Annotated in this window: 25 protein-coding genes; 12 read left to right on the top strand and 13 right to left on the bottom strand. The window is 68.1% G+C overall.

Annotated elements, in window-relative coordinates:
- Positions 1 to 74: 74 nt before the first annotated feature.
- Positions 75 to 542, bottom strand: a complete 468-nt coding sequence (locus ACFXJ8_RS28120; RefSeq protein WP_379647083.1) for a transposase family protein — start codon at positions 540 to 542, stop codon at positions 75 to 77.
- A gap of 123 nt (positions 543 to 665) precedes the next feature.
- Between ACFXJ8_RS28120 and ACFXJ8_RS28125 the strand changes: the two genes are divergently transcribed.
- The 4 genes from ACFXJ8_RS28125 (at position 666) to ACFXJ8_RS28140 (ending at position 3,878) form a co-directional block, all read left to right on the top strand.
- Positions 666 to 1,895: a hypothetical protein gene (locus ACFXJ8_RS28125; RefSeq protein WP_379646976.1), complete on the top strand. Its 1,230-nt coding sequence runs from the start codon at positions 666 to 668 to the stop codon at positions 1,893 to 1,895.
- A 28-nt stretch (positions 1,896 to 1,923) separates the two neighbouring features.
- The gene (locus ACFXJ8_RS28130; RefSeq protein WP_379646977.1) at positions 1,924 to 2,649 is read left to right on the top strand and encodes a hypothetical protein; all 726 of its coding nucleotides are present in this window, start codon (positions 1,924 to 1,926) and stop codon (positions 2,647 to 2,649) included.
- Between the two features lie 609 nt (positions 2,650 to 3,258).
- Positions 3,259 to 3,384 carry a hypothetical protein gene (locus tag ACFXJ8_RS28135; protein WP_379646978.1) on the top strand — a complete coding sequence of 42 codons (126 nt, stop codon included), beginning with the start codon at positions 3,259 to 3,261 and terminating at the stop codon, positions 3,382 to 3,384.
- A 191-nt stretch (positions 3,385 to 3,575) separates the two neighbouring features.
- Positions 3,576 to 3,878, top strand: a complete 303-nt coding sequence (locus tag ACFXJ8_RS28140) for a hypothetical protein (RefSeq protein WP_379646979.1) — start codon at positions 3,576 to 3,578, stop codon at positions 3,876 to 3,878.
- A 121-nt stretch (positions 3,879 to 3,999) separates the two neighbouring features.
- On the opposite strand, the gene ACFXJ8_RS28145 is transcribed toward ACFXJ8_RS28140, so the two are convergent.
- On the bottom strand, positions 4,000 to 4,920 hold the full coding sequence (locus ACFXJ8_RS28145; protein ID WP_379646980.1) for an NUDIX hydrolase: 921 nt from the start codon (positions 4,918 to 4,920) through the stop codon (positions 4,000 to 4,002).
- Positions 4,921 to 5,136: 216 nt separating this feature from the next.
- On the opposite strand from ACFXJ8_RS28145, the gene ACFXJ8_RS28150 reads away from it, so the two are divergent.
- A complete protein-coding gene (locus tag ACFXJ8_RS28150) occupies positions 5,137 to 6,435 on the top strand; it encodes a UDP-glucose dehydrogenase family protein (protein ID WP_379646981.1) in 1,299 nt (432 codons plus the stop codon).
- A gap of 75 nt (positions 6,436 to 6,510) precedes the next feature.
- On the opposite strand, the gene ACFXJ8_RS28155 is transcribed toward ACFXJ8_RS28150, so the two are convergent.
- From ACFXJ8_RS28155 to ACFXJ8_RS28170, 4 genes are read right to left on the bottom strand one after another with little or no spacing between them, the layout of a single operon-like run.
- Entirely contained in the window at positions 6,511 to 6,861 is a 351-nt protein-coding gene (locus ACFXJ8_RS28155; protein WP_379646982.1) for a MazG-like family protein, read from the bottom strand.
- Positions 6,858 to 7,697, bottom strand: coding sequence for a class I SAM-dependent methyltransferase (locus ACFXJ8_RS28160; RefSeq protein WP_379646983.1), 840 nt, complete (start codon positions 7,695 to 7,697; stop codon positions 6,858 to 6,860). Before ACFXJ8_RS28160 ends, ACFXJ8_RS28155 begins: the two co-directional genes overlap by 4 nt.
- 26 nt (positions 7,698 to 7,723) lie before the next feature.
- Entirely contained in the window at positions 7,724 to 9,025 is a 1,302-nt protein-coding gene (locus ACFXJ8_RS28165; protein ID WP_379646984.1) for a hypothetical protein, read from the bottom strand.
- Between the two features lie 5 nt (positions 9,026 to 9,030).
- The gene (locus ACFXJ8_RS28170) at positions 9,031 to 10,509 is read right to left on the bottom strand and encodes a hypothetical protein (RefSeq protein ID WP_379646985.1); all 1,479 of its coding nucleotides are present in this window, start codon (positions 10,507 to 10,509) and stop codon (positions 9,031 to 9,033) included.
- A 188-nt stretch (positions 10,510 to 10,697) separates the two neighbouring features.
- On the opposite strand from ACFXJ8_RS28170, the gene ACFXJ8_RS28175 reads away from it, so the two are divergent.
- Positions 10,698 to 12,077 (top strand): sporulation protein, encoded by a 1,380-nt coding sequence (locus tag ACFXJ8_RS28175; RefSeq protein WP_379646986.1) that lies wholly within the window; start codon positions 10,698 to 10,700, stop codon positions 12,075 to 12,077.
- A gap of 311 nt (positions 12,078 to 12,388) precedes the next feature.
- Here ACFXJ8_RS28175 and ACFXJ8_RS28180 read toward each other — a convergent pair whose 3' ends face one another.
- The gene (locus ACFXJ8_RS28180) at positions 12,389 to 12,535 is read right to left on the bottom strand and encodes a hypothetical protein (RefSeq protein WP_379646987.1); all 147 of its coding nucleotides are present in this window, start codon (positions 12,533 to 12,535) and stop codon (positions 12,389 to 12,391) included.
- A 267-nt stretch (positions 12,536 to 12,802) separates the two neighbouring features.
- On the opposite strand from ACFXJ8_RS28180, the gene ACFXJ8_RS28185 reads away from it, so the two are divergent.
- Positions 12,803 to 13,849, top strand: coding sequence for an LLM class flavin-dependent oxidoreductase (locus tag ACFXJ8_RS28185; protein WP_379646988.1), 1,047 nt, complete (start codon positions 12,803 to 12,805; stop codon positions 13,847 to 13,849).
- The gene (locus ACFXJ8_RS28190; RefSeq protein WP_379646989.1) at positions 13,849 to 15,318 is read left to right on the top strand and encodes an AMP-binding protein; all 1,470 of its coding nucleotides are present in this window, start codon (positions 13,849 to 13,851) and stop codon (positions 15,316 to 15,318) included. The genes ACFXJ8_RS28185 and ACFXJ8_RS28190 overlap by 1 nt, the downstream gene beginning before the upstream one ends.
- Positions 15,319 to 15,454: 136 nt before the next feature.
- Here the strand turns inward: ACFXJ8_RS28190 and ACFXJ8_RS28195 are convergent, their stop codons facing one another.
- A complete protein-coding gene (locus tag ACFXJ8_RS28195) occupies positions 15,455 to 16,276 on the bottom strand; it encodes an NAD(P)H-binding protein (protein ID WP_379646990.1) in 822 nt (273 codons plus the stop codon).
- A gap of 60 nt (positions 16,277 to 16,336) precedes the next feature.
- On the opposite strand from ACFXJ8_RS28195, the gene ACFXJ8_RS28200 reads away from it, so the two are divergent.
- Positions 16,337 to 16,792 carry a MarR family transcriptional regulator gene (locus ACFXJ8_RS28200; RefSeq protein ID WP_379646991.1) on the top strand — a complete coding sequence of 152 codons (456 nt, stop codon included), beginning with the start codon at positions 16,337 to 16,339 and terminating at the stop codon, positions 16,790 to 16,792.
- A gap of 19 nt (positions 16,793 to 16,811) precedes the next feature.
- The gene (locus ACFXJ8_RS28205) at positions 16,812 to 17,411 is read left to right on the top strand and encodes a TetR/AcrR family transcriptional regulator (protein WP_379646992.1); all 600 of its coding nucleotides are present in this window, start codon (positions 16,812 to 16,814) and stop codon (positions 17,409 to 17,411) included.
- On the opposite strand, the gene ACFXJ8_RS28210 is transcribed toward ACFXJ8_RS28205, so the two are convergent.
- A complete protein-coding gene (locus ACFXJ8_RS28210) occupies positions 17,389 to 18,291 on the bottom strand; it encodes a cyclase family protein (RefSeq protein ID WP_379646993.1) in 903 nt (300 codons plus the stop codon). The two genes, ACFXJ8_RS28205 and ACFXJ8_RS28210, sit on opposite strands and share 23 nt — an antisense overlap.
- Positions 18,292 to 18,323: 32 nt before the next feature.
- Between ACFXJ8_RS28210 and ACFXJ8_RS28215 the strand changes: the two genes are divergently transcribed.
- On the top strand, positions 18,324 to 19,415 hold the full coding sequence (locus tag ACFXJ8_RS28215) for a serine hydrolase domain-containing protein (protein WP_379646994.1): 1,092 nt from the start codon (positions 18,324 to 18,326) through the stop codon (positions 19,413 to 19,415).
- Positions 19,416 to 19,417: 2 nt separating this feature from the next.
- Here the strand turns inward: ACFXJ8_RS28215 and ACFXJ8_RS28220 are convergent, their stop codons facing one another.
- Together ACFXJ8_RS28220 and ACFXJ8_RS28225 are read right to left on the bottom strand one after the other, a co-directional pair.
- Entirely contained in the window at positions 19,418 to 20,155 is a 738-nt protein-coding gene (locus tag ACFXJ8_RS28220) for an SDR family NAD(P)-dependent oxidoreductase (protein ID WP_379647084.1), read from the bottom strand.
- Positions 20,155 to 20,745: a cysteine hydrolase family protein gene (locus tag ACFXJ8_RS28225; RefSeq protein ID WP_379646995.1), complete on the bottom strand. Its 591-nt coding sequence runs from the start codon at positions 20,743 to 20,745 to the stop codon at positions 20,155 to 20,157. Before ACFXJ8_RS28225 ends, ACFXJ8_RS28220 begins: the two co-directional genes overlap by 1 nt.
- A gap of 205 nt (positions 20,746 to 20,950) precedes the next feature.
- On the opposite strand from ACFXJ8_RS28225, the gene ACFXJ8_RS28230 reads away from it, so the two are divergent.
- Positions 20,951 to 21,208, top strand: coding sequence for a hypothetical protein (locus tag ACFXJ8_RS28230; protein WP_379646996.1), 258 nt, complete (start codon positions 20,951 to 20,953; stop codon positions 21,206 to 21,208).
- A gap of 157 nt (positions 21,209 to 21,365) precedes the next feature.
- Here the strand turns inward: ACFXJ8_RS28230 and ACFXJ8_RS28235 are convergent, their stop codons facing one another.
- Both ACFXJ8_RS28235 and ACFXJ8_RS28240 read right to left on the bottom strand, forming a co-directional pair.
- On the bottom strand, positions 21,366 to 23,525 hold the full coding sequence (locus ACFXJ8_RS28235) for a protein kinase (protein WP_379646997.1): 2,160 nt from the start codon (positions 23,523 to 23,525) through the stop codon (positions 21,366 to 21,368).
- A gap of 110 nt (positions 23,526 to 23,635) precedes the next feature.
- A complete protein-coding gene (locus tag ACFXJ8_RS28240; protein ID WP_379646998.1) occupies positions 23,636 to 24,658 on the bottom strand; it encodes a hypothetical protein in 1,023 nt (340 codons plus the stop codon).
- Positions 24,659 to 24,681 lie beyond the last annotated feature (23 nt).

The raw sequence follows: 24,681 nt of genomic DNA on the forward strand, positions 1-24,681 counted from the left end.
CCCGCCTGGGTTCTGGCGAGTCGAACTGGCGTCTCCCGATGTGGTGCGCGCCAGAATGGAACGCGACCTGCTGGTCAACGAGGCGTGGCCGACCATGTGCGGGTGGCGGGCGGGCCGATCGCGGCGATCTGACCTTCCATGGAGGTGGCGATCTGGACGTTCATGCCGGCGTAGCCGGCTTTGGCCGAGTACAGGTCGGGGATGTGCTTCCAGTCCCAGGTTGGGGTGATCGTGCCGTCGACTGGCAGCGTTCCGGCTCCGGCGATATCCCGCGGGCGCGGGATGAAGGACGCGACGGCCCGCCGGATGATCGGCCTCAGCAGGTCCCAGCGGCGGCTGACCGTGGACTGGCTGACACCGAAGACCGCACCCGCGACCTCCTGCGTGAGGTTCTTGCGCATCAGGCAGACCACCAGCATCACCGACTGGTACAGCCCGATCGCCGCGGGCCGTCCGCCCGGCCTCACGACCTCGCCGAGCAGCTCCGCACACCGCCCGTACAGCAGAACCCGTTGTCCGCTGTCGAGCCCCCGTGAGAGCATCAAGGTTCAACGGTCCGTCTCCTTTCGTTTACGCTTCACAACGCAAATGAAAGAGTGCGGGCCGTTGCCATGTCCACGGTTTTGAGCAATCCACCAAGATCTGCGAATGGCAGGTACCGTTTGATGTACACAACAGAGCTAACAGAAGCCTGCATCGAGGATGCGGGCAACACTTTGGTTGCGCCTTCGATGTTGCAAGATAATGACTTGATCAGGGATTTCTTCGGGTCCACAATCACGCCAGAGGACCTTGCTTCTGGTTCGCCCAACCTCGCGCAGAAGACCGTCTACCTGTGTGGCGATATATCCGGGATCAGCGGCCGCCAACTGCATGCGGCTGCCCGGGTATTCGTTATCCGAGAGCTATCACACGGTTACCACGAGGACGTCGACAAACCTTGGCCCCTCGTCGACCTCGGCCGAGTTCCCATCCGCGTACACGGCGTCGGCGTGTACTACCGCCGCTTTTTCGGACTCGGCGCCGATCACTTCGGACGGATCAGTGCGGAGCACGCGTTCCAGTCCCTGACGGAGTCCACCAAGCCTGGAACAGCCCATCGCAGCGGAATCTATCTGACGCCCGTCACACGAAACGGTGACGAACTACATTTCCGCCTGCTCCGGTGCTCCACGAATCTCTCGGGGCCGACCGAGAGCTTTCGCCCGACCGACACGCGCATCGTCGAGGCTCTGAACCGCGAGGCCGCCGCCGTCTTCCGGAACCAGGCACCGCTAAATCACGTCCTCGCTCAGATCTACCACAACACCCTTGCCACGGCCGAGCGCAAGCAGTCCAAGGCCAAGATCTCGGCCCATGCCGACAAGACCAAGGACATGCCCGTCAATGGCATCATGGCCTTCTGCACCTTCTATGACCGGCTCGACAAGCTGCAGCCCCTGGCCGAAGACGCCTTCGACTACGGTGTGAAGGGTGCCAGCGGGCTGACCAAACTCCACTTTCGCCTCAAGGAGCCGACCGAAGAACGCGACGGGGTCACGCTCCCCCCGCAGTTCACCCTGACTCTCTACCCCGGCTCGGTGTTCTTCATGCCGCTGTCCACCAACCGCCTGTATACGCACGAAATCCGGCCCTCAACGTTGGACGCCGAGTTGCTCCCGACCCGCCTGGGATACGTGGTGCGCTGTTCGAGCGCCGAAGCCGTTCACAAGAACGGCCACACGTTCCTCAAAGGCGCCGGAGATTTGGTAAAGCTGGAGCCACCCACACCGGCCGGCATGAACGAGCTGCGCAGGCTGTACGCCGAGGAGAACAGGACCTCGTCCTTCATTGATTACGGCGACGAATTTCTCTTCAGCATGAACACGGGAGACTACGTTGCCCCCCGAGTCTAGGATCTCGGATGAGATCCTCTCGTGCGCCTTGCCAACCGAGGAGAATCTCTTTGCGGAGCTGTCCGCGTCAGCTCGTTTGGAAGACGTAGGAAAAGGCCGGCGAGGCACCGCGCTTACCAAGATCGACAAGGCGGGTGGTGTGCCTCTCGTACGTACTACCACTCGATACAGCAGCCCGACGCAGCGTTTCCGGGCGGTGCACGAACGGCTGGCGCAACAGGTTCAAGAACGTGCGGCGCTTTCGGTCGGCTTCAACAACGCTCTCATCGAGAGCTACACGAACGCTTACACAACCATGGGCAGCCATTCCGACCAAGCCCTCGATCTGGCCAACGAGTCGTTTATCGCCGTCTTCTCCTGCTACCAACATCCTGAAGCGAGCCCGCCGAGGAAGCTGATCTTCGAATCAAAGGGGTCCGGTGGCGAGAAGTTCGAGATCCCCCTCGCCCACAACAGTATCGTCGCGTTTTCTGTCGACTCGAATCGGCGACTCAGGCACAAAATCGTATTAGACACGCCCGTCCAGACGGCGGACAACCAATGGTTGGGTGTAACCTTTCGAACGTCAAAGACCCTCGTTCGGTTTCGCGACGGACATGTATACCTCCCGCAGGGTGCGCGCCTCATGTCGGCCGACGATGAGCAGAGGCGCGAGTTCTACCAACTACGGCGCCGTGAGAACAATGAAACGGACTTCATCTACCCCCTGCTGACGTACACCATCAGCGAGAGCGATCTAATGCCGCCCGTCTGACCTTGAGGGCTTTTGAATAACCCTCAAGATATAGACGGTCTATTTGAATGGCCCGACTGGGAAGATCAGGTAGAGGGTTAGACGTTCACACTGCTCTTCGCGCGCGCTTCCGGGGCAGGGCCGAAGCGTTCTCATGTTGTCAGACCGAGCAGGTGGAGTCCGTCGGCAGAGTCTCTGCGGTAGTGCAGGGCGTCGGCGGTGGGTGAGGTCCGCGCGGACGGCGGGGGGCGAACGCGGGGATCTCGTTGCTCTGCTCTGCTCGCTGATCTGCTACGGCTGATCGCCTGTGGACGCTCGGCCTGCCGCCTGCGCATAAGGGGGTCCGTCGCTCGCCAGTGACGTGCATGACGGCGGCAAGCAGGTAGAACGGGGACAGAGACAGCAGGTACCCCACCGACAAGTTGCAGCTCTCCAGCCCCGACATCCCGATGTAGAGGCCCAGCCCGAAGATCGCCAGAGTTCCCGCTGACCGGGGTGTGATGCGTCGCATGTGTTCGCGGGGTAGCGCGAGAACGATGGCAGCCAGCAGAAGACCCCGACCGGAGTCCAGGACGTACTCGATCAACCGGTGTGCGTGACAGCCGTCCCTGTTGCCGTTGCGAGCCGCAGATGATCATCAACCTGGCGGAGATGCGAGCGGAATTCGCTGCGGCCAACCCAGCCGACGCGATCTGGTGTCTCGCGCTGGTCGAGGCCGCGCTGCCCGGCGGAGTCGCCTATCAAGATCGATTCTAGATATCAAGTCACGAAATCCCGTGACATGACGCGAGCCTCCCCGGCCAGATTCACTGGATGCAGAACTTCTCGAAATACGTGAGGCTCGAGATTACAATCGACGCCGCTGTCGCGATGTGGATCAGAAAGCCCCACGACTGGACTGACGTCCCGCCCTGCGATCATTACCTTATATGTATAGGGAGATACGCATGCAGACCATCGCCTTCGTGGCCGGACTCGCCGTGGTTGTCGGTGCAAATATCGCATACCCCTGGTATGCGTCGACTCGCAGTCAAGGGCAGCCCATACCGTTCTTCTTCCTCCGGCTCACGTTTGTTCCGTGGGGGATAGATTTGGTTTACTACGCGATCGTGGGTGTGGGGGCGGTTCTGATCCTCCTTCTCTCGCGGTTGCCGCTCGGCGTTGCTGTCGGCGTTTACGTGGCAGCAGTGTTTCTTCCATGGGAGCTGATGCGCCGCCGCCACAACCACCAGGTCTCCAGCAATCCCTGACTAGCCTAGCTCGCAGGCAGTTGGCCGGTCGAGGTCGCCAACGACGCCGTCTTGATCGGCCGCCTGGGGGCGGATATTTGAGTCCCACTCCTTCAACTCTGAAGTGGGCTTGTCATCCCTATCAGATTTCTGGATCCGTGATGGTGACGAGTGCCGGCCGACCTTGGCGTAGGCCGAGGAATCCGGCTCTCAGACGCTCCGTGCGGGCGGGGCCGAGGAATTGCTCCGCTTCCTCCGGGTGAACCCAACGGTGTTCAGCGATGTCGGGATCACGGGCGGTGATCCGGGCTGTGGTCGAATCGATGACTCCGAGGTCGAAGAGCATGATCTGGGTCGGGTGGTCCCATCCCGGGCTCGGGTGCTCGAACGAGATCGCGACCAGCGGCCCCACGAGGAGATCCAAATCTGTCTCCTCACGCAGTTCGCGGCCTGCGGCGTCCTGGGGAGTCTCATGGGCGTCGACCTGGCCGCCGGGGAGTTGGAAGGTGCGGCTCCGTGCGGGACGGACCAGCAAGATCCGGCCGTGCTGGTCCTGGACGAGTGCGTTGGCGCCGACGTGCCAGCGTGGCAGGCTGTGCTGCCACTCCTCGGCGTCCAGCTGTGGTTTCGATGGGGCGATGTGGCGGATCAGGTCGAGGGCTTCCTTTCTGACGGCAGGGAGGGCGTCAGCGTGTCGCCAGGTGTAGTCGTCGTGTTTGGCCGAAAGGACTACATCCGGACCTACGTCGGCGTGCGCATTGAACACCAGCTGTCGGCTCCTGATGCCATGAGCAGCGGTGTAGTCGTAGTGCCCTACGCATCTTGCGAGGCCAACATCAACCAGGCCCGTTTCCTCCTGGAGTCCACGTTTTGCCGCGTGCTGTGCGGACTCGCCGTCTTCCACCTGCCCACTGGGCATCTCCCACAAGCCCGGCAGAGCCCCGCCTGGCGCTCGACGTAGCAGGAGGACCCGCCCCTTGCCGTCGAAGACAGCGACCCCTGCAACAAGTTGTGTGATTCCGTCCCGGGCGGCCTCGCCAGCGAGCAGAGCGAAGTCCGTCATGATCTTCCTCCAGGCGGTATCCGATCGGGCCACGGCAAGCGGCCGCTGAGGCCGTGCTTCTGCGGCAATTGGTCGCATTCTGCTGCCGCGCGCGAATCTCAGGCAACGACCGCAGTGCTTCCGGCGTGCGCGTTATGGTGAAGCACCCTTCGCAGGCTCGGGGGGCACAAGCTCCCCCGAAACGGCTCGACTCGAGGTTCGACCGCACGAGATTGGATGACCATGGTTGGCAAGGAACGGCATGTTGCTGTGTTCGGTGCTGGCTACATCGGTCTGGTGACCGGTGCCTGCCTCGCCGAGCTCGGCCACCAGGTAGTGGTGCGCGACATCAACCCGGAGAAGATCACGCTTCTGCGGTCAGGCGATATACCCATCTACGAGCCGGGGCTTGGCGACATGATCGCTCGCAACAAGGAGCGCCTGACCTTCACCCTTGATCTTCAAGAGACCCTGGACGGGGCCGAGATCGCCTACGTGTGCGTGGACACGCCGCCGTCACCGTCCGGCGACGCCGACCTGTCTCGGGTCTGGTCGGTCGTGAAGTCGCTGGAGGGCGCGTCGAGTCTGCGGGCTGTGGTGATGAAGTCCACCGTGCCGGTGGGAACGGGTACGCGTGTGCGGGCCACGCTGGACGCGGCCGGACTCGAACACATTGGGTATGTCTCGAACCCGGAGTTCACCGCCGAAGGCACGGCGGTCGACGACTTCCTGCACCCCGACCGAATCGTCGTGGGTGCTTCCGACGAGGAGACTGCCCGCCTGATCGCGGAGTTGCATCAGGGTGTGGACGGCCCGGTCGTCGTGATGGATGTGCGGTCGGCCGAGATGGTGAAACTCGCGTCGAACGCCCTGCTCGCCACGAAGATCAGCTTTATCAACGAGATCGCCACACTGTGTGAGAAGACCGGTGCTGACGTCGAGGAGGTCGCCCGTGCGGTCGGCATGGATCACCGTCTCGGCGCTCACTTCCTGCGCCCCGGTATCGGCTGGGGCGGCTCCTGCTTCCCGAAAGACTCCGAGGCGTTGCGGCAGCTGGCCAGCAACACCGGCTACCACCTGCAGCTGCTGTCAGCCGTGATCGAGGTCAACAACCTGCAAAAGCGCAGGGCGATCCAGAAACTCAAGGACGAACTCGGCACTCTAGCGGGTGCGCGAGTGGCGCTGCTCGGGCTGACGTTCAAGCCGGGAACGGACGACATGCGGGAGGCGCCGAGCACGGTGCTGGCTGCCCGGCTGCTGGCCGAGGGCGCCGAGGTGCGCTGCTGGGATCCCATGGCTCGCCCGGCCGAGACGGAGCCGTGGACATCGACGAGCCGCCACACGACCCCGGAACTGGCGGTCGACGGGGCGGACGCGGCGATCGTGGTTACGGAGTGGCCGCAGCTCAAGGAGGTCGACTGGGCGCGGGCCGCCTCGGCGATGCGCAGGCCGGTGCTCTTCGACGGCCGGAACCTGCTGGACCCTGCCGGGATGCGCGCTCTTGGCTTCACCTACCTCAGCGTCGGCCGGCCATAGCCTGTCGCCGCTCATGGTGCTGCCCCGGGCTGCCGGAAGCTCCGGCTGCCCGGGGCAGCGATCTGGTGAGGATGTTCAGGTGAGGTCTGCCCGCTCGGCTACGGTCTCGACGTGCTGAGCGAGCAGGCCGAGCAGATCGGCCGGTTCCGGGTCGTCAGCGTGCAGGTGAGCCAGGGCCGCCAGGGCGGTCATCGCCACGTCCAGGAGTTCGTATTCGACAGCATCGAACCCGGCGGGCGACCGGCCTTTGCGCGGGTTTTGGCCCGTGGCGGCGATGAGCGCGGTAATCACCTCGCCTGCCTCCTCGGCGACCTTGGCGACCCTGCCCCACAGCAGCGCCTCCCGGTCGCGGTCGCGGTTGTCGGGCCAGTGGTCGATCCAGGTAGAGACGTCGCGGATGAGCCTGTTGGTCTGGTCGGGGTTCACTGGGCGGCGCCTTGCTCGCCGCCTGTGATATCGGCGATGACCAGCACGTGGGAGGAAAGGCCCAAGACGCTCGGTTCGGTCTCCAGCCGCCGGATCGCTGCCATGAGCTGCTGCGTGCTGGCCTGTTCTCGCATGCGGTCTGCGAGGTCGGGCAGCAGCTTGGCCGGACCTTCGACGGCTAGCAGCGCCCGCACGGTGAGGCCTGCGGCGGCGGCCTCACCGGCGAGCTCGTTCGGGTCGTGGAAGTAGGCCGTGGTCCACAGCCGCTGGTAGTCCCGGCCGGGGTTGCGGTGCTGCCCGGTGGCGATGTGCTGCTGCACGGCCTCCTGCGCGCCGGGCAGGTTCAGGGTGCCCTTGGAGAGCATCTCCCAGGTCGTGTAGTAGCGGGACGCCCCGGCCGCGACCACCGTGCCGCCTGGGCGCAGGACCCTGCGGGCCTCCGACCAGGCCCGGTGCCGGTCGGCGACGCTGGTCAGGTGGTAGAGCGGGCCGAGGAGGAGCACAGCGTCGGCGCAGGCGTCAGGCTGGTCGAGGTGGCGGGCATCTCCGAACATGATGCCCGCCAGATGGTGATCGACCGCCTCAGAACTGGCTTGGGCCTGCTCGATGTGCAGCGGGACGGGGTCGATGAGATGCACCTGGTAGCCCAGGGCGGCCAGCGCGAGCGCGTACCGGCCAGGCCCGCCGCCGACGTCGAGGACGGTCGCTGGCGGGGGAGGCAGGTGGCGTCGCAGGATGTCCATGGTGCGGTGGTATTCGATCGAGCGGTGCGGGTTCTTGAGCCGATCCTGCTCCAGGCCCAGTTCGTAGAAGTTGAGAATGTCGGGGTCGATCACCGGGTCCGCCTTTCTCACGGCCGAGGTCAGGCCGCGGTGCTGAATGCCGGGGTGAGGGTGTCGAGGTAGGCACGCTGAAATGCGGCTCGCCGTTCGCGGTCCGCGCTGGTCATCACGGGTCCACCAGTGCGATCGATGACGGAGGCGACAGCGCCGCCGATGGCGGGGCTGGACCCGATGTAGCTGACCAGCTTGAACTGCATGACCAGGTAGAGGCCGCCGTCATCCCGCAGGTCGTCGGCGCTGACGGTCTGAGCAGAGGTGAGGGCGATGTTGTAGCTCAGGCCGCCGAGGGTCAGGCAGCGGTTGGCCACCCAGGGGCGGTCGGCCAGGAAGCGCATTTCGCGGTCGGTCACGTCTCGCAGGACGTGACGCAGATGCAGCAGTTTCGAGCGGGAAGCCTCCGACAGCCACGGCAGCGCGTCGAGGTTGAGCCGCACCTCGGCGGGAGGCAGCAGCCGGGGACGGCTCCAGAGGGCCGGGGCGTCGCCGAAGCCGGTGAAGGCGGTCAGCAGTGCCTGGTAGCTGGTGGCCGCGGTGGTGTGGAGGCAGCGGAGCAGGGCTCGGCACGGCGCGGTGGTGACAAAGCGCCAGCCGGGCAGGCGAAGTTTGAGGCCGACCGGCAGGCCCTGGGCCGCGTCGCGCCGCAAGTCCGGGACGAGCAGTTCGCACCCGGTGGGCAGGGATGCGCCGTGCAGGGCATCGGCCATGACGCGGTGCGCGAGGTGGGCGACGGGGTCGACGAGGGAGCGGCGGGTGGTGGTGTCGGCGATCTCGGCGAGGCGTACGGGGCGGACCGTCGCTTGGACGGCAGCGGTCCAGCAGTTGAGGTGGAGGTGCAGGCGCTTGTCCCACCACTGCCCGTTGTCGCGGTCGCGGGTGGGGTCGTGGTTCCAGCCGATGCTGAGCTTGCTGCCCACAAGGCCGAAGGTGCGCTGGACAGTGGCGTCGGTGGTGAAGTCGATGAAGCCGCGGGCCGCGCGCAGCAAGGCGGCGAGGACGGGGTCGGGCGTGTTGGCGACGTCGGTGCGTAGGACGTCATCGCGCCCGACCAGGAGCATGAGGTCGTACAGGCCGTGCGGGAACGCCTTGTCGATCGCGGCAATCCGCTCCACCTGACCCGGGACCGGGAATTCCCGGAGGATGAACGGCCCGTAGTGGTCCAGGTAGCCGGTCAGGTTGCGTCGCTCCTCGGGCGGCGCGGGCAGCCGGGGCGCCGGAAGTGCCGGGTTGACGGGCAGTTCCCAGGCGGCGGCCGGGTAGAGGCTGTCGAGACCGGCGGGCCGGGCCTGCAGGTCGGTGCTGCGTTCAGCGGCGGTGATGGCCATCGCGGTCACCTCTGCGCCAGGTGAGCCAGCTCATGCTCCACGATCGACGCCGTCGTGACGGCGTCGATGGCGCGCCCGGCGGCGATGCCCATCATGGCGGCCTGCACAATGCCCTGCGCGATACCGGCGGAGTCGCCGACCACGTAGACCGGCAGGCCAGGCACCTTGCAGTCGGCGTCGATCTGCGGCTTGTCCCACAGGAACTCCATCTCCGGGCCGACGACCAGGATGTCGTCCAGCACGTCGTCCACCGTCAGCGCTCTGCCGGAGTGGGCGAGGATCGCGCCCATGAACCGGCGGAAACCAGCGGTGAGGCTCGCGTGCTCGGCGTCGGTGAACAGCCGGTCGACCCGGCCAGCAGACAGGTCCTGGATGGACGGCTGGAATGGCATCCGCGCCTCCAGCTCCCGCCAGCTACCCAGGTCGCCGGTGCGGTCCAGGAACGCCCGCAGGCTCTGCGCGAACGGCCTGCCCTGGTTCAGCTGCCGGTAGGTAGCGATGAAGGAGTCCCGGGCCTCCAGCGCGTTGCCACGCCCCTGCACCTGGCACAGCAGGCCGAAGTTGGAAGCCAGGGGACGGTCGCCACACGGCCGCTCGGTGGTCTCATGTCCGTCCAGGGTGATCACGGGATCACCGAAGGCCGACTGGTAGTTCGTCAGCTTGATACGGCCACCGTTCGGGCCGCCGCAGAAGCAGAACGACTTGATCTTCTGCGCGTGGTCGAGCTGGCTGACCTTCAGATCGGGGTGCTCCTCCCCGATGGCCTCCAAGAGGCTGACCGCCATCTCCAGACGTACTCCCACGGAGATGTCGGGAAGCTCGGTTGGCACGCCGAGGCTTTGCAGCAGGGCGGTGGTGGAGGTGACGCCGCGGCGCCCGGTGGCCAGCACCAGGTGGTCGGCGGTCAGATACTGTTCCCGCCGGGCGGTGCGGACGGTCAGCCGCAGCCCGTTGCCGTACGGCTCGGCAGCGGTCAGCTCGGCGGTGTGCCACAGATCCAGTACGGGCTCCAAGTCGCCGTGCCAGCCCTCGATGACGGCGCGTAGATCGCTCTCGCCCAGGATGGCGACCGGATACTCGCGGATCTGGAGCTGGTTGGCCGCGAACGCGCTGAGCGCCCCCTCCGACAGGTGCTCACCCTGAAGCGTCGGCTTGATGGCGAGCGGAGCGGTCAGCCACTCGAACGCTGTGGCGCATAGCTCATGGGTACGTTCCTCCCCCAGATGCGGGACCAGCCGACGTCCGGAGGGCAGGAGGCTGAGCTTGGCGCCGTCGCCGTAGTGCATGGAGCCGCCGAATCCGCTGACGACGTTGCAGACGCCGGCGCAGCCCGTGCATCTGAGGCCGCGATCCACGGGGCAGGGGCGACGACGGTAAGGGCGTCCGGCTTCGAGGAGGAGGACGCGCAGGTCGGGACGCTCGGCCAGGATGGCTCGCGCGCAGGCGAGCCCGGCCGGGCCTGTGCCCGCGATGACGACGTTCATGTGCATCGAAACCCCCAAGGTCTCATTGAGGTGACTGCGTGCCGTCATCAGCACAACCTCCGACAGAGATCTCCGGGAGGGCACACAAGGGGGCTCACGGCTCACGTCGAAGGTTCACAAACAGTGCCGCTGCGCTTACCTTCGGTGCAGATCACCGAGAAGAATTCCCCGATCAGAGGAGCCGTGCTGTGGGCGACACGCACGTGCGTGAACGAATCCCTAACCTGGCCCTTGACCAGGTGATTGCGGCATCGGGCGCGAGTCACAAAGCGCTCGCGCACCGGATCAATGAGCTCGCCCTGCAGTGGGGACACGAAACCCACTACACCCACACGTCCGTAGCGAACTGGCTTCGCGGTATGACCCCGCAGTGGCCCGTGCCGATGTTGATCGCCACCGCGCTGCAAGAGCGTCTAGGCAGACGAGTGACTATGGCCGACATTGGGATGACCCATGCTGAGCCGATCGAAACGACCCTGGGGCTGGACTTCCCACGCGACCTGCCCTCTGCGGTCGTCGGAACAACCCAGTTCTGGAGCCACATGCACCGCCGAACGTTCATGGACGCCGTCTTCGCCGCAACAGCTCTGGCAACGCCAGTGGTGCGATGGCTGACACAACCAGCAGATCCGGAAGCCGAACATAGGGGTGGGCGCCGTGTCGGTCGGCGTGACATCGCCGAACTCCACGAAGCCGCTGAGCACGCCCGGCACTGGGACTCCAGATACGGAGGAGGCAGCTCGGGCGCGTCCCTGGTTACTCACGTCCTCCAGACCAAGGCCGCCCCGCTTCTCGAAGGCTCCTACCCCGATCAGATCGGCCGGGAGCTGTTTTCCGCCACCGCGCAACTGGCCCGCCTGGCCGGATTCGCCGCCGCCGACATGCACCGCCACGGCCTCGCGCAACGCCACTACACCCAAGCACTACGCCTGTCCCGCGCAGCAGGCGACGTCCCCCTGGGGGGATACGTCCTCGCCTCCATGGCCATGCAGGCCTCCCTGACGGGACACCTCACCGAAGCCATCGACATGGCCCAGGCCGCCACCGAACGCACCAAGCACGCCGCAACACCGCGCACCCTGGCCTTCTTCGCGCTGATCGAAGCCCGCGCGCACGCGCGAGCTGGCGACCGGAACCCCGCAGAACATGCATTCGCCAGATCCGAAAGGCTACTCGGCCGCGCCACCGGCGCCGACGACCCTCAATGGATCGACTTCTTCGGCTTTCCCCGCCTGGCGGCCGATGCCGCCGAGATCTACCGCGACCTTCGTATGCCGGGCCAGGTAATGCACTGGAACGCCTTGGCTGCTATGCCAACCGCCAAGTTCGTCCGCTCCCACGGACTGCGGCTGACGGTCATCGCGAGCAGCCACTCGCAGGCTGGCAATCTCGATGAGGCCCTGCACGCAGGCCACCAAGCCATCGACGTCCTCACCCCGGTAACGTCCCAACGATCCGTCCAGTACCTGGGAGACTTCCTCCAAGGGCTCACGCCATGGAGTCACGAGAAATCCGTACAAGAGATCAAACGTCGTGCTGCGCGTGAACTTGCCATCAGAGTCGCTTGAACGTCCCAACGCGGACACAAGGTCACCACCTTGACCCACGACATACGCTGCCGCGCCCGAGCGTGATCGTGGGCCCACAAATACGTAGGATGTCCGGGTCAGTCCTGGGTGCGCGTCATGAAGGCCATGACGGCGAGGGCGAGGCCGACGAACCCGGCGAAGCCAGCGATCCGGCACAGGCCGAGTGCGGGGACCAACTGCATGAATGGGTGGGCTCGGACAGTGACCTGGCCGGGTGGGCCGAGTACGGCTACTGCGCCAGCCACTCCCGATATTTCTGGGGGCTGCGGCTCCTGTGCACGCTGGGCGGGTTACCGGTGATGTTCGCCCTGACCGGCGCCAAGGCCGATGAGCGCCACATCCTGCTGGGGATGCTCGATGCCGCGCCGGAGGTGGTGGCCGACCGTCACGCTCTTGCGCATACCGTCGGCCGCACAGAAAAGATCAAGATCATTCAATATCTCAACGGCATTGGGCTTCCGAGGAGGGCGGCGAGCAGGCATGCGACCCCGGCGCGATCACCAGACATCAGCCACGTGGGGTGCGCGAGGGTTCTCCCTCGCCGGGGTGTGGGGCGAAGCCCCGCTGTCACAGCCTCGAGCGCAGCGAGAGACCGCGCCCTTAACCCTCATCAAAACGCCTTTAGTCCTTGTCCTTTCTGATGCGGCGTCCGGGCTGGTACGCTCCCAAGCGAGCGCTTGGTTCACCGGCCGAAGGGCAGACGCATGAGGTTCTCCACGTTCCACCTCTTCCACCGGTTCGACGGGCAGAGCTTCAAGGACGTCTACGACTACCACCTGGAGCTCATCGAGCTGGCCGAGGAGCTGGGCTTCGACGGAGTACGGCTGGCCGAGCACCACTTCCGCGACTACGGCGTGGTCCCGAACCTGTTCACGCTGCTGGCCCACGCCGCCGCCCGCACGGAGCGGATCCGGCTGGGCACCGGGATCGTCGTCCTCCCCCTGCACAACCCGGTCCACGTGGCCGAGGAGGCCGCGCTCGTCGACGTCCTGTCGGGCGGCAGGCTCGACCTGGGGATCGGCCGGGGCTACCAGAGCTTCGAGTTCGAGGGCTTCGGGATCGACCTGGCCGAGGCGCGCGACCGCTTCAACGAGGCCCTGGAGGTGATCCTGGGCCTGTGGACCCAGGAGTCCTTCCAGCACGAGGGCAAGTTCTACCGGACGGGTGAGGTGTCGCTGACGCCCAGGCCGGTGCAGGCGCCGTACCCGCCGATCCACGTCGCCGCCGTCTCCCCCGAGACCGTCACCATGTACGGCGAGCGGGGCCTGCCGATTCTGGCCGACCCCGCCGCGCCGTTCCGCAAGGTCGTGAAGGCGGCGCAGGCCTGGCGCGAGGCCGCAGGGGGCGCCGAGGCCGACCTGGTCGTGGCGCGGAGCGTGCACGTGGCGCCGACCGTCGAGCAGGCCCGTGAAGACCAGGCCAGGTTCGAGGCGGCCTTCGACCGGTCGCGGATCTTCAACGAACGCAGCGCGCCCATCGACCCGAAGACGGGCAGGGCCGCGCAGGGCTTCGAGTACTACCAGGACCGCTACCTCAAGGGCGGCTCGGTCTCCAACGACTTCCGCTGGGAGCAACTGGAGGTCATCGGCGATCCCGCGCGCGTGATCGAGCAGATCGGCGTGCTGAAGGCGGCCGGGTTCTCCACGCTGCTGTGCGACTTCGGCAGCACACGTCCGATGCCGCTGGAGGAGATGAAGAAGGTCATGCGGTTCTTCGCGACCGAGGTGATACCCGCGTTCCAGGAGGCGTGATGATCCACTCGCTGACACTCTCCGACGTCCTGTCCGAGCACGCGCGCAGCCGCCCGCAGGTGACCGCGGTCGTCGACGGCGGGGTACGGCTCAGCTATCCCGAGCTCCACGCCCGGGTCACCCGCCTGGCCGGTGCGCTGGCGGGCCGGGGGGTGACGGCCGGGGAGCGGGTGCTGTGGCTCGGCCAGAACTCGCATGCCGTACTGGAACTGCTGCTGGCCTGCTCGCGCCTCGGGGCGGTCTTCTGCCCGGCCAACTGGCGCCAGTCCACCGACGAACTGCGGTTCGTCGTCGAGGACCTCTCCCCCGCAGTGGTGGTGTGGGAGCGGTCGCAGGCGGCCGCGCCGCTGGCGACCAACTCGTGGGTGGAGGACTACGCGGCGCTCGTCGAGGAAGGGGGCGCCGCGGAGTTCCCCGACGTACCGGACACGGCCCCGGCGCTCGCCCTCTACACCGCCGCCTTCGACGGCCGCCCGAACGCGGCCCTGCTCAGCAGCGCCGCGCTGCTGGCGCACAGCACGTCGCTGCTGGTGGTCAGGCAGATGGAGCCCGGCTTCACCTTCCTCAACAACGGGCCGCTCTTCCACGTGGGCACGATGATGTTCTGCCTGGCCACGCTGCAGATCGGCGGGACGAACGTCTTCACGCCCTCCTTCGAGGCCGAGGAGGTCTGCCGCCTGGTCGAGGCGGAGAAGGTGACGCAGGCGTTCCTGTTCGGGCAGATGATCGACGCGGTGGTGGCGGCGAACGCGGAGAGCAAGCACGACCTGTCGTCGCTGCGGTTCGTCGCGCACTCGGCGGAGTGGGACGAGATGACCACTCCCGACGACTCGCCGTGGTGCAGGTCGAAAATGGGCGGATACGGGCAGACCGAGGTGGGTGGCATGCTCACCTTCCTCGGCCTGGCGCCGGGCGCGGCGGGGTTCGCGGGCCGCCCCTCTCCCCTGGCGCAGGTGCGGATCCTGGCCGCCGACGGGAGTGAGGTGGCGCCGGGTGAGGTGGGCGAGATCTGCGCTCGCGGCAAGACCCTCTTTTCCGGATATTTCGCCCGGCCGGAGCTCAATGCCCAGAAATCCCTGTACGGCTGGCACCACACCGGCGACCTGGGCAAACGCGAGCCCGACGGCACGATCACGTTCATCGGCCCGAAGCTGCGGATGATCAAGTCAGGCAACGAGAACGTCTATCCCGCCGAGGTGGAGCGGGCGCTCAAGTCGCATCCGGCGGTGGCCGACGCCGCGGTGATCGGGGTGCCGAACGCGCGGTGGCACCAGACGGTCAAGGCGGTGGTGGCGCTGAAGGGCGAGGCGTCGGCGGAGGAACTGATCGAGCACGTCAGGGGGCTGCTGGCCAGCTACAAGAAGCCCCGGCACGTCGACTTCGTGCCGTCGATCCCGAAGAAGGGCTTCACGCCCGACTACGACGCCCTGGACGCGGCCCACGGCGGCGGCAACTACCCGGGCGCCTGACCCCGCCCGGCGTACGTCGGCAGACGCGTCCCCCGGGGGGCGGCCGTGGACGCCGCCAGGCTTCCCCACGGGGTCGGTCGGCGGCAGGCCGTCGCGCGGGCGACCCGTGCCATAGGGGCCCATGGGGTACGGCCGGTCACGAGGCGCGCAGGTGGGCCTCGTGGTCCTTGGCGAACTCGGCGAACGACCGCGCGGGCCGCCCGACGACCTCGGCGAAGTCGGGCGTGGTGTAGTCGCCCCACCCCGCCGAGTACGCCCTGCCGTACTCCAGGCTGACCTCGGCGTCCCACACCCGCATGCCCACGCCGATCATCGCGTCGTACGCGGCCTGCTCGGAGACGGGCTGGTAGCTCGCGCCGAGGGTGGCGGCCGCGGTGTGCAGGGAGATGCTCTCCGGCCCGGTGATCGTGTAGGTCCTGCCCGCGTGGGCCTTGGGGTCGGCGAGGACGGCTGCCCCGAAGGCTGCGATGTCCCGCGCGTCGATGAACCCGACCTTGCCCTCGCCCAAGGAGAAGTACAGGGTGTCGCCGTTGACCGACCCGAACAGGTTCTGCATGAAGAAGGCGGGCTTGATGATCGTCCAGTCGAGCCCTGACGCCTTCAACTCGTTGTCGGACAGTGCGTGCAACCGGCCGTTGCGGGTCGGCGCGTCATGGGCCGCCCCGATCGCCGACATCCTGACCACATGGCTCACGCCCGCCTCCTTGGCCGCCCACAGCGCGTTCATGCTCGCGTGGGGCGCCTGGGGGCCCATCGCGGTCAGCAGCCACAGCGTGTCGACGCCGCGGAAGGCCTCGACCAGCGTCTTCGGGTGGTCGAGGTCGCCCACGGCCACCTCGACGCCGGAGGGGGCCTTCGACTGATCGCGCACGAGGACCCTGACATCCTGCTTGGTAGTGAGGGAGTCGAGCAGGGCCGTGGAAACCGTACCGGTCGCACCGGTGATGAGAATCGTCATGAGAAGAACGATATAGTAAGAATAAGTGACCGTCAATATTAGTGACTATATGGAGCTTCGTTGAACCGCGCCGAACGCAAGCAGGCCGACCCCGATCTGGGCGTCATGGCAGGTCAAGTGCTGTTCTCCCTCCAGAAGGAGCTGTTCGACACGCTGGCCGCGCAGGGCCATCCAGGGCTGCGCCCGCGCCACGGCGCGGTCCTGGCCTACCTCGACGAGGCGGGCAGCAGGGCCACCGACCTGGCCCAGCAGTCCGGCCAGCACAAACAGGTGATCGGCACGCTGCTGGACGAGCTGGTCGAGCTGGGCTACGTCCGCAGGGAGCCCGACCCGCGCGACCGCAGGGCCAAACTGGTGGTGCCGACCAAGCTGGGTCTGGACGAGATGGCCAAGTCCGACGCGATCGTCGCCGACATCGAGCGGCGGCACGCCGAGGCCGTCGGCAAGGAGGCCTACGCCGCCTTCAAACAGGTCTTCCGGCAGGTGGCCGACAGGCAGCGCCGACGCCTGCATTGATCGGATGTAGCGTCGGGGCATGGGCAGGCCCAAGGAGTTCGATCCCGACCAGGCGTTACGGAAGGCGATGGAGCTGTTCTGGCGGCGGGGCTACGCGGCGACCTCCATGTCCGACCTGGTCCGGCATCTCGGCATCGGCAGGGCGAGCATCTACGCGACGTTCGGCGGCAAGCGGGAGCTCTACCTGCGCGCCTACGACCGCTACCTCGCACAGGGGATCGATATCGAGGGGTCGCTGTCGGCACCGGGGCCCGCGCTGCCCGCCGTACGGGATCTGGTCATGAGGTTCGCCGACGAGGCCGCGCACGACACCGAGCACCGCGGCTGCCTGGTCGTCAACACCGCGGTCGAGCTGGCTCCCCACGACGAGGACATGGCGCGGCGGGTGCAGGCGCACTGGGACCGCGTCGAGACCGCGCTCGCCGCCGCGCTGACCAGGGCCCGCGAGCAGGGCGAGCTGGGCGACGGCCAGGACCCTCGCGCGCTCTCCAGGTTCCTGCTGACGGTGCTGCAGGGGCTGCACGTGGTCGGCAAGGCATCGAACGACCCCGCCAGGTTGCGCGACAGCGCCACGCAGGCCCTGCGCGTCCTCGGCCTCACAGGACCGCCAGCGGGTTGATCGGGCTGCCGGTGCCGCCCTCGATCCGCAGCGGGGCCGCGACGAAGACGAAGTCGGCGGGCCCCGCCTGCGCCAGCTCCTCCAGCCACAGCATCTCGACCAGGTGGATGCCGTGGCGGTGCAGCAGGATGAGGTGGAGATCGTCCTGCAGGCTCTCGTCGGCGAGCTGGTCGGCGTTCAGGCCGCCGATCGCGGCGTTGTCGCTGGCCACGGCGGCGACGTCGCGCTCGGCCAGCCAGCGTCCCGCGTCCGCGGCCAGCCCAGGCTGCCCGGTCCAGTAGGTGTCCGGCCAGGTCAACGGCCAGCCGGTACGGATCACCGGCACGTCGCCCTGCCGTACGTCCGGGTTGATCTCCTCCAGCAACGCGGCCTCGATCCTGAAGTCCGCGGGCAGGTGCGCCAGGCCGAGGTGGCCGGGAACGTCGAACAGCACCCCGCGCGCCACCACGCCCCCGACCTGTTCGATGCCGCACCTTGTCGCGCCGTACGAGCGGACCCTTCCCGACGGATGCCCGTTGTAGAGCTGCTCGCCCTCCCACATGTGGCAGAGCGCGTCCATGTGCGTGGTGGTGCCGTGATGGGTGACGACCAGTGCGTCGTCGGCCATGCGCAGGCCCGCGCCGATCGCCCTGGCGCCCGCCGCGTAGTCGCCGCCGTCCACGGACATGAAGTGCTGAGGCAGCGGGCGGCCGCGCAGGTGCGGGACGGTGGTGGGGGCGGGCGAGGACGTGGCGCCCCTGATGGGCATCGACAGGCTGAGCACCCTGCCCGTCCTGGCCGCCGACAGGGCCCGCAGGACCACCTCGGGGGTGAGGAGGTTCAGCGTGCCGCGCTGGTCGTCTGGGCCGAAGCGGCCCCAGTTGTTAGGCTCGGTTACCAAGCAAGCGCTTCCTTCTTTGAGGAGAGTGGTCCATGCGGCTTGACGAGGTGTTCGCGCGGCACACCGAGCTCGGCGCGGCGTTCGCCGTACACGTGGGAGACGAGCTGGTGGCGGACCTGTGGGGCGGGATCGCCGACCGGCGCACGGGGCGCCCGTGGGAGCGCGACACGCCCGTCCTGTCCTACTCGTGCACCAAGGCGGTCACGGCGACCGTCACGATGCTCCTGGTCGAGCGGGGGCTGCTCGGGCTCTCGACGCCGGTGAAGGAGGTGTGGCCCGAGTTCGCCGCAGCCTCGGTCACCGTCGAACACCTCCTCACCCACCAGGCGGGGCTGCCGGTGATCGAGGAGCGGGTGCCCGTCGAGGAGTACGGCGACCACGCCGCCATCGCCGCCAGGCTGGCCGGGCAGTCGCCGTTGTGGGAGCCGGGCACCGCGCACGGTTACCACGCGCTGACCTACGGGTTCCTGATCGGCGAGGTAGTGCGCAGGGTCACGGGCAAGTCGGTGGCCGACCTGGTGGCCGCGGAGATCGCGGGGCCGCTCGGGCTGGACATGTGGCTGGGCGCGCCCGACGAGGTCATCCCAAGGGTCGCCAGGCTGTCGGCGGCTCCGCCTTCGCCCGCCCCTGGGGAGGCCGCGCCGCTCACCGCCGCTGAGAAGGCCGCGAGTGACCCGTACAGTCTCATGAACAGGGCGCTCGGCAACCCCGGCGTGCACCGGCTCAAGGGCGGCGCCAACCACCCCGACCTCCTGCGCGCCGGCTGGCCCGCCATGGGCCTGGTGACCACCGCGAGAGCGCTGTCCGGCTTCTACCGGGCGCTCATCGCGGGCGAGATCCTGCGGCCCGACACGCTGAGCGACGCCATCAGGCCCAGGGTCGGCGGCCACGACCGGGTGCTGCGGATCGGCACCTCGTTCGGCCTCGGTTTCATGACCTCCTCGGAGAGCTTCGCCCCGTTCGCCCCCTCCGCGTTCGGGCACACGGGCATGGGCGGCTTCCTCGGCCTCGGCGACCCCGAGCGCGGCGTGGCCATCGCCTACACCATGAACAGGCTCTCCACCGCCTTCGCCGCGACCACTCCCGCATGGGAACTGGCCGCCGCGGTCTACGACGCGCTCTGACCTCACTGCATCGTCACCCCGCCGCTGACCGACAGGGTCTGGCCCGTGATGTAGGCCGCCCTGTCGGTGCACAGGTACGCCACCAGGCCCGCGACATCCTCCGGCGTACCCAGCCTGCGCAGCGGGATCCCCTTGGCGATCTTGTCGACCAGGCCCGGCTTCTCGGCGTCCACCCTGCGCAGCATCGGGGTGTCCGTCGGGCCAGGACAGACCACGTTGGAGGTCACCTGGCCCCTGGCCGCCTCCCTCGCCAGCGTCTTGGCCAGCCCGAACAGGCCCGCCTTCGTCGCCGCGTAGGCGCCCTCGCCGCCCGAGCCGGCCCGCGCCCCGTCGGAGGAGACGAACACCAGCCGACCCCAGCCGCGCCCGACCATGCCGGGCAGCAGGAGCTTGGTCATGAGCATGGGCGCCCGCAGGTTGACCAGCCACATGAGGTCCCAGTGGGCGGGGTCGCCGGTGGTGAAGGGCTCGACGATCGACACGCCCGCGTTGTTGACCAGGATGTCCACCGGTCCGGCCTGGGCGCAGAAGTCCGCGATGGATGTGGGATCGGCGAGGTCGACGCGGCCGGCCGTACCGGAGCCCAGGGTTTGGGCCACCTCCACCGCGCCCTCCTCGTTCACGTCCGCGACCACCACCCGCGCGCCGAGGGCGTCGAGGTCCGCGCAGATCGCGGCCCCGATCGCGCCCGCGCCCCCGGTCACCACCGCCGTCCTGCCATCCAGCCGCAGCCCGTCCATCAGGCGGCGCCCTCCCACACCTGCGCGGCCGTCACCCTGGTCGCCAGCAGGCTGATCGTGTGATCGAGTACGGCTTGCGCGTAGTCCTCGGGGATGCCCGCCACGGCGTCGGTGACGACCGTGACCCGGTAGCCGAGCGCGACCGCCTCGATGGCCAGGCCCTGGATGCCGAGGTTCAGCGAGACGCCCATCGCGACCACGCTCGTCACGCCGAGCGAGCGCAGCGTCATGTCCAGGCTGGTTCCGGTGAACGGCGAGAACCCATGGAAGCGGCGGATCTCCAGGTCTTGCTGGTCCCACAGCTCGGGCAGAACTTCGACGGCCGGGGTGCCGTCGAGCATGTGGGCGGGGTCTCTGAGCAGGTGGGAGAGGAAGGGGGTGTTACGGGTGTGCGAGCCCGCCCGGTCGGCGCGGAAGGCGGCGGTGCAGTGGATGACCGGGACGCCTTGGGCCCTCGCGCCCCTCAGCACGTGGGCGGCGTTGCGGATCACGTCGCGCTTGTCGCACGCCACCACCAGGTCCGGAAATTTCGCGATATCGCCGACAACGCCCCGCTGCATCTCCATCACCAGAACGGCCGTGCGATCCACCCCGCCACCTCCGCGCGATCGAGCGCTTGCTTGGTATGCGAGATTAGCACTTTCTTATACATGCTAGAAAGGTATGACGTGAGGTGACTCTTCGACGACAGAAAGTGTTCATTGCCCTGTCGTCAGCCGCTAGGGTTAGAACACCAGAACGGGACCTGAACGTCGATACCGTCCAGGTCCCTCCCCCACGGTAAGGGAGAAGTAGATGGGCATCAAGGAATCCGGCCTGCAGTTCGCCACCGACATCGAGAACGCGATCATCGATACTCGGGCGGACATGATGCAGGGCCTGGAGGACCTGACGCACCGGATCAACGGCATCGGGAACGACCTCAAGTCGTTCAGGACCGAGGTCACGAAGGAACTGACCGTCATCAAGGGCGATGTCCAGGAGCTCAAGGCCGGCCAAGCTGCGGCCATGGAGATCCTCATCGACCTGCAGCGCAGGATGAGCGCCGCCTGATCTCAGCAGGAGGGAGCCCCCCGGACCGACCGCCGCGTCCGGGGGGCTCCCTCATGTGCGGATGTCACTCCAGCGGCGAGCCCGACAGCAGCGACGGCGGGCACGTCCTGCGCGTTCGCTCCGACGACGACGTCCTCGGGCAGCCGCGGCGAAGGGCTTACTCCCAGGCGCGGAGGCTGACGTCGTCGCAGTAGCCCTGGCCGGTGTCCTTCCGCCAGCAGAAGATCGTCGCCTTCGTGATGTCCTTGCCGGTGGTGAACGTCATCGAGTAGTAGCCGTACTTCTTCCCCTTGTGCGCCCGCCAGCCGCCCCTGCGGGGGTCGGTGGTCTTGACGCCGAACACGGTCCGCCTGCCGTCGGAGCGGACCCAGCCGCTCAGCGTGTACTTCGTGTTGGGGCGCAGCTTGGCCACCTGCTCGGCGGCTGCGTCCATCCCCGCCGTGGCGGTCAACCAGAGCGCGCCCCAGCCGGTGCGCTGGCCACTGGTGACCTGCTTGACGGTGCCCCGCAGGTACCAGGGGGCCAGGTCGGCCCCGTTGAACCCGCTGTTCGCCAGGAGATTGCGCTCGGAGAGCCGCGCCTTCCTGACCGGCGGCCTGGTGATGGCGGTCGGGGTGGGCGTCGGCGTTCGCCTCTTCTTCGCTTTCGGCTTCGGCGATCCGCTCGGCGTCGGAGTGGACCACGCGTCGCGGTCGGGCACCGCGACGGGGAGCGTGCTCGGCTGGGGGTTCGCCTGCGCCCGCGCGCCGGTCTGCGGTGCGGTGCCGCCCGTGGAGAGCACGACCGCGGCGGTTACGGCACCGAGCACGGCGACCGTCGCTCCCGCCAGCACGGCGATCAGCCGTTTGTTGCCCTTCGGCGACCTGCCCTCCGCTCCCGGCACGCCGGGCGGTGGCGCCTGCGGCGGCAAGGTCGAATGCGGTGGGATGGTCGAGTGGGGTGGGATGGTCGAGGGGGGTGGGATGGTCGCCTGGTGACCGAAAGGCGCATATGGCGGACCGGGGGCCGCCGACTGCGGCGCGCCCGGAAGCGCCTGCGGGAGCGGCGACGCTTGCTGGGGCCCCGGTGACGCGTGCTGGGCGGGGGCTGCCGACTGCGGCGCACCCGGAAGCGCCTGCTGGAGCGGCACCACGTGCTGGGGCCCCGGGACGGCGTGCTGTGCGGCTGGGGCAGCATGCTGGGGCGTCGGGCCAGCCTGGCCGGACAACGAGGACTGCTGCATGGCCGGGGCAGCCTGCTGGGCCATCGGGACAGCTTGCCCGGGAAACGTGGACTGGTGAGGTGCCGGGGCAGTCTGGGTGCCAGGTGGTGACTGCTGCAGGTCGTGAGGCCCAGGCTGGAGGAACGGCGGCGGCTGGGGCTGGGATGACGACAGTGGCCGCGACGAGTGCGGAAGCGGCTGAGGTGGGGAAACGGGCTGAAGCGAGGGCGGCTGAGGTGAGGGCGGCGAAAGGTGCGGTGAGGGCGGAGGCTGCTGCGGTAACGGTTGCCGGGCGGGCGGCACCGGGGTGTGGGCCCCGCTCAGCTGGGCCACGAGCTGCTCGGCCGACGGCCTGCGTGCGGGATCCTTGGCCAGGCAGAGCGAGACCAGGTCACGCAGCCCTCCGGCGAGCACCCCGAGGTCCGGCTCCTCGTTCATGATCGAGTGCAGCAACCCGGGCAGGGTCTCGGTGAGGAACGCGGGCCTCCCGTTCGCCGCGAACACCATCGTCATCGCCCACGCGAACACGTCGGCGGGCGGTCCGACAGGGGCCTCCGCGAACTGCTCGGGCGCCATGTACCTGGGCGTGCCGAAGAACTGTCCCTGGTGCGTCATGCCCGGCAGCCCGCTGTCCAGCGCCCTGGCGATGCCGAAGTCGATCACGACGGGGCCGTCGGGCCCCAGCAGGATGTTGGCGGGCTTGAAGTCGCGGTGCAGCACGCCCGCCCGGTGGATGGCGGCCAGCGCCATCGCGGTGTTGAGGGCCAGCCGTTCGAGCGCCGCCCCCGTGCGGGCCCCTGCCTGCCGTACGGACTCCTCGAGCGAGGGCCCGGAAACGTACTCGCTGACGATGTAGGGGCTCTCGCCCACCACGCCGGTCGCCAGGATCTGGGCGGTGCAGAACCTGGCCACGCTGGTGGCGATCCGCACCTCGCGGACGAACCGCTCGCGCGCCTCCGCGTTGGCGGTCAGGTAGCCCTGCAGGATCTTGACGGCCACCCGTTGCCCGCCTGGCCCCTCGCCCAGGTAGACGATGCCCTGGCCACCCTCGCCCAGTCTCCCGAGGATGCGGTGTCCCCCGACCTCCGCTGGATCCTCAGGAATGAGCGGTCTCATCTCGACCACGATGCCCCTTTTCCCCCGTTAGCTCCCTAGAGAGGGCACCTGTATATCACCGAAAGGGAGCCCCAGATCATGGACTGCCCATACCCGTGGATCCGCGCACGTCAGAGATCGCGACCGACGTCCGCGACGAACCTGGCCAGCCCCGCCCGACGGCGGAACAGCTCGTGCAGCGCGGGCGTCGGCTCGTCACCGAGCCGATCGAGCGGCAGGGCCGTCCACGCGCCGCACAGCACCAGCGTCGCCGCGCACCCGAGCGCCACCTCGTCGGCGGCGAAGCCCGACCCCTCGACGTAGGCCGCCTTGATCGTCTCGTGTACGGCCGGCAGCTCCTCCGGCGCGAGCTCCCCCGTGTGTGCCCTGCCGACCAGGAGCTGCGACAGGTCGAAGCCCGCGCAGGTCGCCCACGGCCAGCTCCAGTCGATCGCCACGAACCGCGCGGAGCCGTCCGCGGGCACGAGCAGGTTGGCGGGGCACGCGTCGCCGTGCGAGAGCGTGTGCGACAGCTCGGCGACCGTCTCGACCAGCGACCCGATCCTGGAGGCGAGGGCAAGCAGATCCGAGCGCAGCTGCGGGTCGGCGTACGCGGCGACGAGGGGGTGCCGCCAGAGGTCGGGGTCGCGCAGCGCGGGCAGGAACAGGTGCTCGACGGGCCCGCCGAGAAAGTGGCGCAGCCCCTCGTTCGGCCCGGTGGCCGGATGCATGGCGGCCAGCCGCCCCAGCAGGGTGGCGGCGGAGCCGTACCTGTCGAGGTCCCAGGTGGCGTCGGCGGTCCGCACGTCCTCCAGCCACATCACGTGGCGGTCGGCACCCAGGTCCTCCACGTGATAGAGGCGCGGCAGGCGCATGCCTGCGGGCAGCGCGAAGCCCGCCAGGTAGGTGTCGAGATCGACCCGCCACGGGAAGTTCGCCGTTGTGTTCTCCAAGCCGGGGCGGCGTTCGGGCGACTCGATCGACTTGACGAAGAACGACCACGGCACGCCCGCCGTCGTGGTGCCGTGGAGCCTGCGCAGCGAGGTGGTGGACAGCGCGCCGAATCCATGGGCGGCCACGGGCTCGCTGCGCTGCTCGGCGATCTCGGCCAGCGGGTCGCCGAGGCTCCGCCGTACCAGGTCCGTCAGGTCCATGGCTCGATCCTGCGCTCCCTGGG

Origin of the sequence: Nonomuraea sp. NPDC059194, assembly GCF_042754765.1 — a bacterium.
Taxonomy (GTDB): domain Bacteria; phylum Actinomycetota; class Actinomycetes; order Streptosporangiales; family Streptosporangiaceae; genus Nonomuraea.